This window comes from Bordetella hinzii LMG 13501, assembly GCF_001548475.1.
In the GTDB taxonomy this organism is placed as follows: Bacteria; Pseudomonadota; Gammaproteobacteria; order Burkholderiales; family Burkholderiaceae_B; genus Bordetella; species Bordetella hinzii.
This window is the reverse complement of record NZ_LRUJ01000062.1, coordinates 1-14,036: the sequence shown is the minus strand read 5'-3', so window position 1 is coordinate 14,036 and position 14,036 is coordinate 1. Positions and strand designations below refer to the sequence as shown.

Below are 14,036 nucleotides of genomic sequence, written 5' to 3'. Positions count from 1 at the left end.
GCTCGGCATGGCGCAGGCCCTCGATTGGGGCCTGGTTGACGAGGTCGTCCCGCGCGGCCAGGCCCTGGCCCGCGCCCAGGCCATGGCCGCCCAGGCCAGCCAGACCCCGCCCGCCATCCTGCGCATGACCAAGGAATCGGTCAACCTGCACGCCAATGCGCTGAACCGCCTGGGCATCTACATGGACGCCGACCAGGCGCTGGTCTGCCGCGATAGCGACGAAGGGAAAAAAGCCCGCGAGCGGTTCCTGGCGAATTAGCCGCGCCGGCCGCTCAGGCCGGCCGCTGGCCCGGTTGCAGCCAGGCCGCGCAACCCGCGGGCGCGCCGGCCCCGCTGACATAGAGCGCGCCCGCGCGGTAGAGCGCCAGGCTTTGGCGCCAGGACATATCCCGCAAGACCCAGACTCCGCCGCCGCGGTCCGTCCATACGACCCGCGCCTCCGTGCCATCCAGCGCCTGCAACAGTCCGGCAGCCGAAGCCCGCGGCGACAATGCCACCACGGTGGTGCCGTTGTCGCCGCGCAGCGGAAACAGGTTGACTGCCGCCGCGCCCAGCACAAGCAGCAGCAGGGCGGCGGCGCGCCGGCCCCCGGGAGGCGAGCCGCCGCGCCCACGCCAGCCGAGAAAGAAAGGCAGCAGTCCAAAGACCGCCAGCCACAGCACATCCCAGAACAGCGGCATGCCGGAATCCATGCGGATGCGATGGATGCCCGTGATCCAGTGCGAGAACAGCGCGTCGACAATATGCCAGACGCCGAACCCCATCCAGAACGCGGGCCAGGGCGGCCGGATTGCCGCATCGCCCCGGCGTGCGCGGTACAGCATCCACAGCCCCACGGCGGCCACGGCATACATGAGGGCATGAAACAGGCCGTCTACGGCCACCTGCATGCGCAGGTCCGCCAGCACCCCCGTCCGCAGCGCCGACAGCAGGTGGTGCCATTGCAGGATCTGGTGCAGCAGAATCCCATCGAAAAAACCGCCCATCGCAAAGCCCAGCCATCCGCTGGCGCGGCGCAGGCGCCGCTCGTCCGGCGTCATGATCGCGTCCATAAGCTCCTCCTGTTGCCCTTGCGCGCGGCGCAGCAAGCCGCGTGCCCGCGATGGACGCGCACACCCGGGGCGGGCGCGAAAGCGCCTGCCCGCCGGCCGGCATGTCGCTCAATGGAGGGCGCCCACGACGGCGCGCGGGCGGTAAAACGCGCCAGCCTCAGCCCAGGGCCACGGCCGCCTCGCGGCGCGCGTCATTGGCGGCGGCCCGGCGCGCCGCCGCCCCCGCCAGCGCAAGCACGCTGGCCACGGCCTCGTCCAGGCGTTCGTGGATGGCATCGGCAATGCGCGGCACGCCATCCTCGCCGATGACCACCTCCTTGTCGGTGGCATAGACGCCCGCCAGGATATGGCGCGCGCCCAGCGCCGAGAGCACCGGCTTCAGGCCATATTCCAGCGCCAGGAGATGGGCCGGGCTGCCGCCGGTCGCCAGCGGCAGGACGATCTTGCCGGCCAGGGCTTTCTCGTCCAAGAGGTCGAGCAAGGCCTTCAGCCCGCCGGCAAACGAAGCCTTGTAGATGGGCGTGGCGACGACCACCACGCTGGCGGCCGACACCCGGGCGCGCAAGGCGGCTGCCGCCGGGCCGGCATAGCGGCCTTCGACCAGGTCCTGGGCCGGCACGTCCCCCAGGCCGATCTCGCTGATCTCATGTCCGTGGCGCGCCAGCGCCTGGGCCACATGGCGCAAAAGCGACGAGGAGCGCGAGCGCGCGGACGGACTGCCTGCCAGGGTGAGAACGGTCATGGTGATGTCGCCGCGGGCCCCTGCCCGCCGAAAGAAGCAATGGCGTCGATTCTGGCAGCGCGCCCGGCTGGCGGAAAATACTTCCTCGGCATGTCTTTATGCTCGCCGGGCGGCCCGCTTCGCGGCGTTCAAACCCGCCCGCGGATATTCACCGAGACCGGCGCGCCGCGCGAGACCGAACCATAGATGGGGCAGATCTCCAGATACACGCCCACCAAGGCACGCGCCTGCTCGTCGGTGGCGCCATCGAGCTCGAAATCCAGGCGGACAAAGGCGTAATGACCGGGCCGCGCCTCGTCGGCCTCGGCTTCGCCATTGACGCGCACCGCGCGCAGCGCCACGCCCTGCTCGCGCGCGCTGGATTCGATGACGGCCTGCGCGCAGGTCGCCAGGGCCGCCAGCAGCAGCTCGGCGGCCAGCCAGGCTTCGCCCGGCCCGCCGCGTGCAGCGGTGGCATCGGCGATGAGGTGCTGCTCGCGCGCCGACAACAGATAGCGGCCCTGCTGGCCAATGGTGGTGCTGCGTAGACTGGGCATGGATTCTCCTTGTCGTCAGGGGCGCGCCAGGCCCAGGTGGTCGCGCAGGGTGGTGCCGCCATACTCGCGGCGGAACAGGCCCCGGGCCTGCAGCTGCGGCACGGCAAGGCGCACGAATTGCTCCATGCCGCCCGGCAGATAGGAGGCCTGGATCATGAAGCCGTCGCAGGCCTTGCCGCGGAACCAGGCCTCCATGGTGTCGGCCACGGCCTTGCCCGAGCCGACGAAATCGCGCAGCGTGCCCACGCCGTAGCGATGGCCCAGCTGCGACAGCGTCAGCCCCTGCTTGCGCGTGAGCTCCGCGACCTCTTTGTAGTGGCCCTGCACCCCGGGCACGTCCATGTCGGGCAGGATCTCATCCTGCGGAAACTGCGCCAGGTCGATGTCCAGGTGATACGACAGCGTCGACAGACCGGCTTGCGGCAAGGCCAGCGCCTGCAGCTGGCGGTCGGCCTCCTGGGCTTCGGCATCGGTCTGCCCCACGATGGGCACGATGCCGGGCAGGATCTTCAGGCTGGCCGGGTCGCGGCCATGCGAGGCCGCGCGGCCTTTCATTTCCTCATAAAAGGCCTGCGCCGATTCCAGCGAAGAGTGGTTCACGAAAATAACGTCGGCCCATTTGGCGGCGAAGTCGCGGCCGCGGCCCGAGGCGCCCGCCTGGATGAAGACCGGACGCCCCTGCGGCGGACGGCTCACATTCAGCGGCCCCTGCACGCGGAAGTACTTGCCGGCGTGATTGATGGCCGCGACCTGGGACGGATCGGCGAACAGCGGCGCCTCCTTGTCGCGCACTACCGCGCCGTCGCCCCAGCTGTTCCACAGCTTGCAGGCGATCTCCACGAACTCGTCGGCGCGGTCGTAGCGGGCCTCGCGCGAGAGTTGCTCGGAAAGCCCGAAATTGGCGGCCTCGGCCTGCTGGAAAGACGTGACGATATTCCACGCCGCGCGGCCGCCGCTCAGGTGATCCAGCGTCGCAAGCGAACGCGCCACGGCGAACGGCTCGAAGTACGAGGTCGAGATCGTGCTGGCCAGGCCTAGGTGGCGCGTATGCGCGGCCACCGTCGCCAGGGTGATGAGCGGCTCCAGGCGCAAGGCGCCCAGCGCGCCATAGCGCAGCTGGCTGTCCAGGCTGCCCTCGAAGCGCTGCGGCACGGCCAGGATGTCGGCCAGGAACAGCAGATCGAAGCGTCCGTCCTCCAGCAGTTTGCCCAGCCGGGCATAGTAATCGGCCGAAAGCACCTCGGTATCGGCGTCGGGATGGCGCCAGCCGCCGTGATGACCCGAAACCGGGCCGGCCTGGACAAAAGCGGCCAGATGCATCTGGCCGGGACGTGATGAGTCGGACATGGATAAAAGGGGGATGACAACCCGCGGCAAAAGAATATGAATACAAGCTGCGGGAATTCTAGAAAGGTTTTTTATCGCGTGCGGCTATAAGCGAATAACCATTGCGTTCTTGGCCGGGCCGCCGCGGGCGCGCAGAATCCCTGGTTTTTCGCATCGCGCCAGGTAAACCACATGCGCAAGACCCTCGCGGCCCTCCTGGCCGCCACCGCCTTGGCCGGCCCGGCCCAGGCCGCCGACCCGCTCAAAATCGGCACGATTCTCTCCACCACCGGCCCGGCCGCCTTTCTGGGCGAAGACATGAAGGACGGCATGGAGATCGCCATCGACGAGATCAACGCCGCCGGCGGCATCCAGGGCCGCAAGATCGAATGGAAGTTCTACGACGCCGAGAGCCAGACCGCCAAGGCCCTGGCTTCGACGCGCCGCCTGCTGTCGCAGGACCGCGTGGACATCCTGGTGGGCGGCGGCAATATGAGCGGCATCGCGCAGGCCATGGTGCCGCTGGCCCAACAATCCAGGACGCCCTTCATCTCCACCGAAGGCGCGGCCACCATCGCCAGTCCCGCGCAAGAACGCGCCTGGGTCTTCAAGAGCACCGTCGACGACAGCCAGGTCTTCGAACGCCTGGCCGACTACTTCAAGAAGCAAGGCATCACCCGCATCGCCCTGCTGCACGACACCAGCGGCTTCGGCCAGGCGGCCGCCGATGCCCTGCGCGCCGTGGCGCCCGCCCACCAGCTCCAGGTGAGCTATGAAGCCTTCGCGCCTTCCGACACCGACCTCACCCCGCAACTGACCAAGATCCGCGCCGGCGACGCGCAGGCCATCGTCTGCTGGACCGTCACGCCGGCGGGCGTCATCTTCATGCGCCAGGCCCGCCAGCTGGGCCTGAACGACCGCAAGCTCATCCATAGCTATGGCTTTGTCTCGCAGCGCTATATGGAGCTGGCCGGCGCCGACGCCGACGGCGTGCTCCTGGTCTCGGTGAAGTTCCCCGTGGGCGCCGACCTGCCCGACAGCGATCCGCTCAAGCGCAAGATCGCCGAGCTCACCGCCAAGTTCAAGGCCCGCTACGGACGCGATCCCAACCAATTCGTGGCCCAGACCTACGACGCCATCCAGCTGGCCGCGCGGGCGCTTGCCGCCGGCCCGGACAAGGAGAGCGTGCGCGGCGCCCTGGAGAGCGTACGCGGCTATGAGGGCGTCGGAGGCGTATTCAATTTCTCGGCCCAGCGCCACTCTGGGCTGGCCAAGGAAGACATCGTGCTGGTCACCTGGAAGGACGGCCGTTTCCGCCTCGCGGACTATCGCTGAACCATGGACGCGGCGTTTCTGCAGCTGGTCTTCGCCGGCCTGGGCACGGGCGGCATCTACGCGCTCATCGCGGTGGGCTTCAACATCATCTTCAAGGCCACGGGCGCGCTGAACTTCGCCCAAGGCGAGTGGGTCATGCTGGGCGGCATGCTGGCCGCCCTGGCCGTGGTCCGCGGCGACGCCCCTATCTGGCTGGTCACGCTGGCCGCCACGCTGGCGGTGGCCGTGGCCGGCTGGCTGTCGGACCGCATCGTGATCCGTCCGCTGCGCCAGCACGGAGCCCTCACCATCACCCTGGTCTCGGTCGGCCTGGCCATCGCGACCAAGAGCCTGGTCATGCTGACCCTGGGCAAGAATCCCCAGGGCTATGCCGGCCTGTCGGGCGAGCGCGTGGTCGCCATCGGCGGCGCGCAGGTCAACGCCCAGACGCTGTGGATCTTCGGCATCACCCTGGTCCTGATGGCCGCCACCCACCTCTTCTTCGCCCATACCCGCTATGGCATCGCCATGCGCGCGGCCTGCGCCAATGCCGACGCCGCCGCCTTGATGGGCATCAGCCGGCGCCGGGTCATCGCCGCCTCTTTCAGCATCGCCGCCCTGTTCGGCGGACTGGCCGGCGCCATCATCACGCCCTTGACGCTCATGTCCTATGACAGCGGCACGGTGCTGGGTTTCAAGGGCTTCAGCGCCGCCATGCTGGGCGGCCTGGGCAACCTCTACGGCGCGCTGCTGGGCGGGGTGCTGCTGGGCCTGCTGGAGACCCTGACGGCGGGCTATCTGACGTCGCAATTCAAGGACGGCGTGGCCTTCCTGGTCTTGCTGCTCATCCTCATCATCCGCCCGCAAGGCTTGCTCGGACGCGCCGATGTCATCAAGGTCTGACCCCCTGCTGCCGGATCCGGCGCGCCTGACGCGCCTGGCCCTGGTCTGGCTCGTGCTGGCCGCCTGGCCCTGGATCGCGCCCAACGACTATCTCGTCAGCCTGGGCGGCAGTTTCTTCATCAACCTGCTGCTCATCAGCGGCCTGAACCTGCTGGTGGGCTATGCGGGGCAGATCTCGCTGGCCCAGGGCGGCTTCTTCGGCCTGGGCGCCTACACCAGCGGCATCCTGTCGGCGCAATACGGGGCCAGCCCCTGGCTCGGCCTGCTCGCGGCCGTGCTATGCAGCGCCCTCGTGGCCCTGCTGGTCGGCCTGCCGACCCTGCGGCTGCGCGGCCATTACCTCGCCATGGCGACCGTGGGGCTGAACGCCATACTGTCGGTGCTCTTCGTCGGCCTGGTGGGCCTGACCGGCGGCCCCAACGGGCTGGCCGGCGTGCCCTCCTTCAGCCTCGGCGCCTGGGATCTCGGCAACCCCTCGGCCTTTTACTTCCTCGCCTGGGCCCTGGGCGGGCTGGCCATGCTGGCCTTGCGCAACCTGCTGCGCTCGCGCGCCGGCCGCGGCGTGCGAGCCCTGGCCGCCAGCGATATCGCCGCGGCCTGCATGGGCGTGCCGGTGCTGCGCTACAAGCTGGCCGTGTTCGCCCTGAGCGCGGCGCTGGCCGGCGTGGCCGGCTCGCTGCACGTGCACCAGAACAACTATGCCTCGCCCGAGACCTTTTCCTTCTTCACCTCGGTGCTGTTGCTGGTCATGGCGGCCGTAGGCGGTTTTGGCCGCTATTGGGGCGGCTTCCTGGGCGCGCTGCTTTTTACGGCATTGCCCGAAGTCATGCGCAGCATGCACGACGCCGAGCTGCTGGTCTTCGGCGTGGCGATGATCGTGGTGGTGGGTTTTCTGCCCGGCGGGCTGGCGGGCCTGCGCTGGCCCGGGAGGCGCGCATCATGAACGCCTTGTTGCATGCGCGCGGCCTGTCGCGCGCCTTTGGCGGCATCCAGGCCCTGGAAGGCGTGTCGCTGTCCGTGGCGCCCGGCGAAATCGTGTCCGTCATCGGCCCCAACGGCGCGGGCAAGTCCACCCTCTTCAACCTCCTGACCGGCGTCACCCGGCCCGACCGCGGCGAGATCCACTTTGCCGGCGAACGCATCGAACGCCTGCCGCCCCAGCGGCGCGTGCGCCTGGGCATGGCCCGCAGCTTCCAGAACCTGCAGATCTTTCCGGAGTTGAGCGTCTTGGAAAACGTGCTGGTCGGCCGTCACGTCCGCACCCGCAGCGGCTTTGCCGCCGGGCTGCTGGGCCTGCCGCTGGCCCGCCGCGAGCGCCAGGCCGATGCGCGTATCGGCATGGCGCTGCTCGAAGCGCTCGGCCTGCAGGCGCAGGCCGCCAAGCCCGCCGGCAGCCTGAGCTATGGCGATGCCAAGCTCATGGAAATCGCCCGCGCCATGGCTTCCGAACCCCGCCTGCTGCTGCTGGACGAACCCATGGCCGGGCTGCCGGCCGAAGCCGTGGCGCGCGTGGTCGCCGCCATCCGCGCGCTCAATGCGCGCGGCGTGGCCGTGCTGCTGGTCGAACACAATGTCCATGTCGTCATGTCGCTGTCCGAACACATCCTGGTCCTGAACAACGGGCGTCCCATCAGCGAAGGCCCGCCCGCGCAGGTGCGCCAGGATCCCGCCGTGATCGAAGCCTATCTGGGAGGACCGGCCGATGCGGCTTGATATCCGGGCCTTGTCGGCCGGCATCGGCCCCATGCGCATCCTGCACGAGGTCACGCTCGAGGTCGCCGAAGGCGAGACCGTCTGCCTCATCGGCAGCAACGGCGCGGGCAAGTCCACCCTCATGCGCAGCGTGGCCGGCCTGCTGCGCCCCGTGCACGGCCAGGTGCTGCTGGACGGCCAGCCGGTGCAGGCCCTGCCCGCCGAGCGCATCGTGCGTCATGGCCTGGCCCTGGTGCCCGAGGCTCGGCAAATCTTCGCGCCCCTGACCGTGCGCGAGAATCTCATGATGGGCGCCTATGCGCGCGGGGGCGACCTGGCCGGGCTCGACCGGGTGCTGGACATCTTCCCCAGGCTGGCCCAGCGCCTGGAGCAGGCCGGCGGCACACTCTCGGGCGGCGAACAGCAGATGCTGGCCATCGGCCGGGCGCTGATGAGCGCGCCCCGCCTGCTGCTGCTCGATGAACCCTCCCTGGGCCTGGCGCCGCGCGTGGTCCAGGAGATCTTCGACGTCATCGCCGGGCTGGGCCGCGGCGGCACCTCCGTGCTGATCGCCGAACAGAACGCCTCCCAGGCGCTGCGCATCGCGCAGCGCGGCTATGTGCTGCGCGAGGGCCGCATCGTGCTCAGCGGCCAGGCCCAAGCCTTGAGCCAGGATCCCGGCGTGCGCCAGGCCTATCTGGGGGTCTGAGGCGTCCCGAAGCGCCGCCTACCGCTCCCGCAGCGCCTGCAGCGCCGATGCCGGCAGCATGGGCCCATGCCCCAGGCCGGGAAACTCGCGCCAGCTCACGGCCAGCCCCGGCTTGCCGGCCAGCAAGCGGGCAATGTCGCGGCTGTCGCCCCGGGTGGCGCGGCCGGCCAGGCGCTCCTCGCCGCCCACCATGAGCTGCAGACTCAGCTTGCCCGCCGGCTGCCAGGCGGCCAGGCGCTCCTGCATATAGGGCGCGTTCCACCACAAAGAGGGGCTGGCCGCCACATAACGCTGGAAGGTCTCGGGCCGGGTCATCAGGGTCTCCAGCACGAACAGGCCGCCATAGGAATGGCCATAGAGCGTCTGGCGGTCCGGATCCACCGGCACCTGGGATCGCACCCAGGGCTTGACCTCGTCTTCGATGAAATCCAGCCAGCCCTGGGCGCCGCCGTTGCGGCGCGCCGGGGCGCGCGGGTCCGGCGTGCCCTCGGGTCCCGCGCCCGGCAGGCGCGGCGTATAGTCCCAGGCCCGGGCCGCGCCATCCACCCGGCCCGGGCTGTCATAGCCCAGGCCCACCACCACGGCCTCGTGCGCCAAGCCCTCGGCCCGCGACAGCGCCTGGAACACGGCGGTGCCGTCCAGCATATAGATGACCGGCCAGCCCGTGGCCGGCGCGGGCCGCAACGGCGCCCACAGATAGATGCGCGCGGCGGTCAGGCCGCCGGCGCGCGGCATCACCTGCTGCTGCACCAGGCCCAGCAGCCCCAGCCGCGCGCGCTCGGCGGCCGCATCGAAGGTGTCGGGCGGGCGCGGCTGCGCGCTGGCGCCGGCGGCCGCCAGCGCCAGCGCCGCCGCCGCTAGACGGTGCGCCCGCATCAATAACTCACCGTCAAGGTGGCGTAATAGGCGCGGCCCGGCTCGTTATAGGTCGCCGCCCCGGCGGTGGAGGCATTGCCCTCGCGGTACTGCTTCTTGTCGAACAGATTGCTCACGCCGACACGCAGGCGCAGGTTCTTGTTGACTTCATAGCCGGCGCTCAAGCCCACCAGCGCATAAGGGCTGACCGTCTGCAGGGCATCGCCCGACAAGTCCACGCCGGTGCGCTCGTTGACCGACGGCCCTTGCTGCTTGCCGTAGTAAGTCACATTGGCCTGAAAGGACAGCTGTCCGGTATAGAACCAGTCCAGCGTGCTGTTGATCGTGTACTTGGGAATCACGCTCAATGGCTGGCCGGTGCTCTTGTTCTTGGACTCGATCATGTAGGTGAAGTTGGTGTTCCAGTCCAGGTTGTCGGCCAGCGGAATGAACAAATTGCCTTCCAGGCCCTCGACCACGGCCTTGCCGCTGTTGGTCCATTGCAGCACCCGCGCGCCGTTGTTCAGGCGGTAGAGCACGTCCGTGCCGGCGACGATCTTGTTTTTGTAGTCGTTGCGGAAGTAGGCCATGCTGGTGCGCCAGGTGCCCGGGTCGTACTCAAAGCCGATTTCCTTGTTGACGCTGATTTCCGGCGACAGGTCTTCATTGCCCACCAGGTAGCAGCCATTGGTATTGGTCTGCGACGCCAGGCAGCCCTGCCCTCGGCTATAGAGCAGATAGTTGGGGTTGGACTGATAGAGGTTGGGCGCCTTGTAGGCGCGCGCGATGCCGCCCTTGATCTTGAAGGCATCGGTGGCCGCCCACGAGGCGTTCAGGCTGGGGCTCCAGTTGCTGCCGAACTCGGAGTTATGGTCCAGCCGCACGCCCGGCGTCAGGGTGACGTCCTGGGTGGCCTCGATGTTGTCCTCCACGAAGAGCGCGTAGCTGTTCTGCTTGGCCTTGGAATCGCGGTTGGCCGCGTCGGTGCCGGCGATGCTGCCGCCCGTGTAGGTCTGGCGCAGACCGCTGGGATCGTCCAGCGTCTCGCGCAGGTATTCCATACCCAGGGTGGCGACCTGGCTGACGCCCAGCGTGAAAGGCAGGTTCACCTCGCCGGCCGCGCGCCAGTTCTTCAGCCGCGCGGTCGCGAAGCCATTGCCATTGGGCGCGCCTTCCGGGCCCCCGGCCAGGCCTTCCTCGCGGCGCGTATTGCGCGTGTAGTCGTAGCCGACGCTGGCGCGGCTCGTGCCCCAGTCATAGGAGCCGCTGTGCGTGAGCGATACATTGTCGCGGTACATGATGTTGGTCTCTTCGCCATACATCGCATCCGAGATCACGCTATTGGCGTTGTTCATGGTGTCGCCGGCGTACAGATTGCCCTGGCGGCTGAAACCGGCATCCAGCTCGAAGGTATTGTTCTTGTCCATCCTCCAGGAGAACAGCGTGTTCAGGTCCTGGTTGACGACCCCCTCCCGGCCGGCCGTCGAGGTCACGCCATCGGTGCCGGGCGCGGCATGGCCGGCATTGATGTCGCGCGCATCCGGGTTGGTCTTGTTGTAGTTGCCGTACAGGCGCATGGACAGCGTATCGCTGACGGGCGTGGCCAGGCTGAAGTTGATCCGGTTGGTATTGCCTTCCTTGCTGTCCTCGGGCTGGTTGAGGTAATAGGTCGCCGAAGCCGAGGTCTTGTCCGTGGGCCGCTTGGTGATGATATTGACCACCCCGCCCATGGCGCCCGAACCATAGCGCGCCGCCGCGGGGCCACGGATGACTTCGATCCGCTCGACCTCCTCGGCCGGCACCCAGTTCGAATCCCCGCGCGTGTCGCGGTCGCCGTTCCAGCCATAGCGCACCGAGTTGCGCGAGCTCACCGGCTTGCCATCGACCAGGATGAGGGTGTTCTCCGGCCCCATGCCGCGGATGTCGATCTGGCGGTTGTTGCCGCGCGCGCCGCTGGCGCTGTTGCCGGTCAGGTTCACGCCCGGCTCGCGCCGGATGATGTCGGCCAGGTCGTTGACCGGCGGACGGCGCTGGATTTCCTCCGCGGTGATCACCGACACGCCCAGCGACTCCTTGACCTCCTCCTCCGCCGTGCCCAGCACCTGGACGGCGGGCATTTCCTGTACCAGCGACGGGTCCTGGATCTGGGTCTGGGCCCAGGCCGGCCCGGCCATGGCCAGCAGAACGGCGGTGCGGGCATAGTGCCGTGAAAAGCGCGCGAACGACATGCGAAAAAACTCCTGTGTGACCCGGCCGTCCGCTATGCAATATTTAGGGACAGGCCTTTCTAATTAGGAATGATTTGTAATACCATTTATCGTTCATGATTATGTCAGCTTGTTCGAGAGAAACATTTGCCGTGCCACCACAAAGCTTTGTCCAAGCACCAAACGCGGGAACTGCCGCCGCCAACCGTTATCTGGGCGCCCTGCGCGCGGGCACGGCGCGCTTCGAGGGTCTGTGCGAGGCGCATGAGCTGGGCGCGGGCCTGGTGCTGCGCCGCATGGACTGGCGTGATGTGCAGGGCATCGCCCTGCGCAGCCAGGAAGGCCCGGGACTGCACATGGTGCTGGCCTTGAGCGGCGGCGCCGACCTGAGCGCCGGCGGCGTCGCGCTGGCGCGGCGTGCCTCGCTGGCCGGCCATGGCGTGGCCTGGAGCGCGTCGGCCGGTTTTGAACTGCAGCGGCAATCGCGCCGGGGCGACATCGAGCGCGCGGTCATGCTGTCTTTCTCGCCGCAATGGCTCGCCGGCCGCCTGCGGCCCGACGGCGCCCTGCGCCAGCTGGCGCCGCTGCAACCGCGCCGCTGGCCCCTGTCGCGCAATGGCCTGGCCCGGCTGCAGCAGCTGCTGCATCCGCCGCGCCAGGACCCGGAACTGCTGCCGCTCTATCTGGAAGCGCGCGCGCTCGAACTGCTGCGCGAGGCGGCTGGCGCGCTCGGCCAGCCGCCCGCCGAGACCAGCACCCTCAGCCGCCGGAAGTTCCTGCGCATGGTGCAGGTGCGCGAACTCCTGGAAAGCGGGGCGGCCGACGGATGGTCATTGGCCCAGATCGCGGCGCGCCACCACTTGAGCGTCAACACGCTGCAAAGACACTTCCGGGCCGCCTGGAACAGCGCGGTGGACGAATACCGGCGCGACGCGCGCCTGCGCCGCGCGCGAGCCGCGCTGGAACGCGACGGCGTGAGCGTGGCGCGCGCCGCGGAAATCGCCGGCTATGGCAGCCCGGCCAATTTCTCGACCGCCTTCCGGCGCGCCTACGGCATCGCGCCGCGCCAGGCCGGCGCGCGGCTGGCCGGGCCGGGCTAGAGCAGCCGCGTGCCCAGCGGCACCTCGGCATCGGGCACGCAGAGGGCCACATGGCCCTCGGCATTATGGAAACCTGTCACCAGGCACTCCGAGCGCATCGGCCCGATCTGCTTGGGCGGAAAATTCACCACCGCCACCACCAGCCGGCCTTCCAGCGCGCCGGCATCGTAAAGATCGGTGATCTGCGCGCTGGACTTGCGCTGCCCGATGTCCGGTCCGAAATCCACCAAGAGCTTATAGGCCGGCTTGCGCGCCTCCGGAAAAGGCTCGGCCTTGAGGATGCGGCCAACGCGCAGTTCCACTTTGCTGAAGTCATCCCAGGTAATGGGCGTCATCTGTCGTCTCCCGCCCGGACACCGCGGGCGCGCCCGTATCATGCCACGCCGCGAACGGCCGGCACGCATCGCGGCTTTCAGCGGCGCGCCGGGAGGCCCGCGCCGGCTGGCGGCGCGTAATCGCCGCGCGCGATCGCCTCCAGGATCTCGGCGCGCCGCGCCGCCGCCTTCTTCAGATTGGCCGCCGTGGGCTTCAGGCGCATACGCTCCACACAATGGCGGCCCTCAAAGACGAAGCCGATTTCGATGGACGACTCCGACGCCGGGCGCACACCCTCGAATCCCGTGCTCATGGGCGGCTCCGTTCAGTTCACCACGGCCTGGTCCAGGCGCAGCGCGCCACGGCCGGCATCCAGGGTGACGCGCGCGCCCAGCGGCAGCATGAGGTTGGGATTCCAATGGCCACTGGGCCATCCGGCCAGCACCGGCACCCCCAGGCCCTGCAAAGCCTCGCGCAGAATGGGCCAATACACGCTCTGGCCGGCTGGGTCGCTGCCCGGCGCGCCGCGCGTGAAATTGCCCACCAGCACGCCGGCCACGCCGTCGAACTTGCCGGCCGCGGCCAGCTGCGAGAGCATGCGGTCGACCCGGGGCGGCAATTCATTGACGTCCTCGATGAAAAGAATGGCGCCCCGGGTATCGATCTCGTCGTCCGTGCCCATCAGCGCGCAGATCAAGGCGAGATTGCCGCCGGCCAGCCGGCCGCTGGCCTGTCCGGGCGCCAGCGCGATCACCTGGCTGGACGGCGGCGCCTCGATCCAGCTGCCCGCGCCCAGCTGGCCGCCCAGCATGGCCCAGGCCAGGCTTTCGGTCGGCTCGTCGCGGCCTTGGATGAAGTCCTGGCCCAGCATGGGCCCATGGAAGGTCACAAAGCCCGCCCGCCGCTGCAAGGCCAGGTGCAGCGCCGTGATGTCGCTATAGCCGATGAAGGGCTTGGGATGCTGGCGGACCAGCGCGTAGTCGATCTGGTCCAGCAGGCGCCAGGAGCCGAACCCTCCCTGCAGGCACCAGACGGCGCCGACCTCCGGCGCGGCGAAGGCGGCGTGCAGCTGCGCCAGCCGCAGGCTGTCAGGGCCCGCCAGATAATCATAGGGCGCGTCCATGCGCGCGCCCACCAGCAGCCGGGGCTCGTAGCCGCGGCCGGCCAGCCACTGCGCGGCGTCCTCGGCCGCCCCGTCTGCCGCCGAGGCCGGCGCCACCACGGCCACCACCGAGCCGGGCCTGAGCGCCGGCACCGCGCGCGCCCCGGGAAGGGGCGGCGCGGC

The 14,036-nt window shown here is 69.2% G+C and carries 16 protein-coding genes; 7 read left to right on the top strand and 9 right to left on the bottom strand.

The genetic code is table 11. The features are described from left to right. A partial coding sequence (locus AXA74_RS22945; RefSeq protein WP_162266992.1) for an enoyl-CoA hydratase-related protein occupies positions 1-259 on the top strand: 259 nt, incomplete at its 5' end. Between the two features lie 13 nt (positions 260-272). Here the strand turns inward: AXA74_RS22945 and AXA74_RS22940 are convergent. The 4 genes from AXA74_RS22940 to AXA74_RS22925 form a co-directional block, all read right to left on the bottom strand. Continuing rightward, complete coding sequence (locus AXA74_RS22940; protein ID WP_060833327.1) at positions 273-1,052, bottom strand: DUF2243 domain-containing protein; 780 nt, start codon at positions 1,050-1,052, stop codon at positions 273-275. A gap of 157 nt (positions 1,053-1,209) precedes the next feature. Beyond that, complete coding sequence (gene ssuE / locus AXA74_RS22935; protein ID WP_029580924.1) at positions 1,210-1,794, bottom strand: NADPH-dependent FMN reductase; 585 nt, start codon at positions 1,792-1,794, stop codon at positions 1,210-1,212. Positions 1,795-1,922: 128 nt separating this feature from the next. Further along, complete coding sequence (locus tag AXA74_RS22930; RefSeq protein ID WP_032956013.1) at positions 1,923-2,330, bottom strand: OsmC family protein; 408 nt, start codon at positions 2,328-2,330, stop codon at positions 1,923-1,925. 15 nt (positions 2,331-2,345) lie between these two features. After that, positions 2,346-3,677, bottom strand: a complete 1,332-nt coding sequence (locus tag AXA74_RS22925) for an LLM class flavin-dependent oxidoreductase (RefSeq protein WP_197700152.1) — start codon at positions 3,675-3,677, stop codon at positions 2,346-2,348. A 171-nt stretch (positions 3,678-3,848) separates the two neighbouring features. On the opposite strand from AXA74_RS22925, the gene AXA74_RS22920 reads away from it, so the two are divergent. From AXA74_RS22920 to AXA74_RS22900, 5 genes are read left to right on the top strand one after another with little or no spacing between them, the layout of a single operon-like run. Then, entirely contained in the window at positions 3,849-4,991 is a 1,143-nt protein-coding gene (locus tag AXA74_RS22920; RefSeq protein ID WP_032979576.1) for an ABC transporter substrate-binding protein, read from the top strand. 3 nt (positions 4,992-4,994) lie between these two features. Next, positions 4,995-5,873 (top strand): branched-chain amino acid ABC transporter permease, encoded by an 879-nt coding sequence (locus AXA74_RS22915; RefSeq protein WP_032979577.1) that lies wholly within the window; start codon positions 4,995-4,997, stop codon positions 5,871-5,873. After that, positions 5,857-6,816, top strand: a complete 960-nt coding sequence (locus tag AXA74_RS22910) for a branched-chain amino acid ABC transporter permease (RefSeq protein WP_029580921.1) — start codon at positions 5,857-5,859, stop codon at positions 6,814-6,816. The genes AXA74_RS22915 and AXA74_RS22910 overlap by 17 nt, the downstream gene beginning before the upstream one ends. Then, complete coding sequence (locus AXA74_RS22905) at positions 6,813-7,586, top strand: ABC transporter ATP-binding protein (RefSeq protein ID WP_029580920.1); 774 nt, start codon at positions 6,813-6,815, stop codon at positions 7,584-7,586. The genes AXA74_RS22910 and AXA74_RS22905 overlap by 4 nt, the downstream gene beginning before the upstream one ends. Then, entirely contained in the window at positions 7,576-8,274 is a 699-nt protein-coding gene (locus AXA74_RS22900) for an ABC transporter ATP-binding protein (protein WP_029580919.1), read from the top strand. Before AXA74_RS22905 ends, AXA74_RS22900 begins: the two co-directional genes overlap by 11 nt. Positions 8,275-8,292: 18 nt before the next feature. Here the strand turns inward: AXA74_RS22900 and AXA74_RS22895 are convergent, their stop codons facing one another. After that, a complete protein-coding gene (locus AXA74_RS22895) occupies positions 8,293-9,150 on the bottom strand; it encodes an alpha/beta hydrolase (RefSeq protein ID WP_032979578.1) in 858 nt (285 codons plus the stop codon). Beyond that, positions 9,150-11,357: a TonB-dependent siderophore receptor gene (locus AXA74_RS22890; protein WP_032979579.1), complete on the bottom strand. Its 2,208-nt coding sequence runs from the start codon at positions 11,355-11,357 to the stop codon at positions 9,150-9,152. The genes AXA74_RS22895 and AXA74_RS22890 overlap by 1 nt, the downstream gene beginning before the upstream one ends. 131 nt (positions 11,358-11,488) lie before the next feature. Between AXA74_RS22890 and AXA74_RS22885 the strand changes: the two genes are divergently transcribed. Further along, entirely contained in the window at positions 11,489-12,436 is a 948-nt protein-coding gene (locus tag AXA74_RS22885) for a helix-turn-helix transcriptional regulator (protein ID WP_223850531.1), read from the top strand. On the opposite strand, the gene AXA74_RS22880 is transcribed toward AXA74_RS22885, so the two are convergent. The 3 genes from AXA74_RS22880 to AXA74_RS22870 all read right to left on the bottom strand — a co-directional run bounded on the left by AXA74_RS22880 (position 12,433) and on the right by AXA74_RS22870 (position 14,006). After that, positions 12,433-12,771, bottom strand: a complete 339-nt coding sequence (locus AXA74_RS22880) for a tRNA-binding protein (protein WP_029580915.1) — start codon at positions 12,769-12,771, stop codon at positions 12,433-12,435. The two genes, AXA74_RS22885 and AXA74_RS22880, sit on opposite strands and share 4 nt — an antisense overlap. A 77-nt stretch (positions 12,772-12,848) precedes the next feature. Beyond that, complete coding sequence (locus tag AXA74_RS22875) at positions 12,849-13,064, bottom strand: Arm DNA-binding domain-containing protein (protein ID WP_029580914.1); 216 nt, start codon at positions 13,062-13,064, stop codon at positions 12,849-12,851. 12 nt (positions 13,065-13,076) lie between these two features. After that, complete coding sequence (locus AXA74_RS22870; protein WP_029580913.1) at positions 13,077-14,006, bottom strand: S66 peptidase family protein; 930 nt, start codon at positions 14,004-14,006, stop codon at positions 13,077-13,079. Positions 14,007-14,036: the final 30 nt, after the last annotated feature.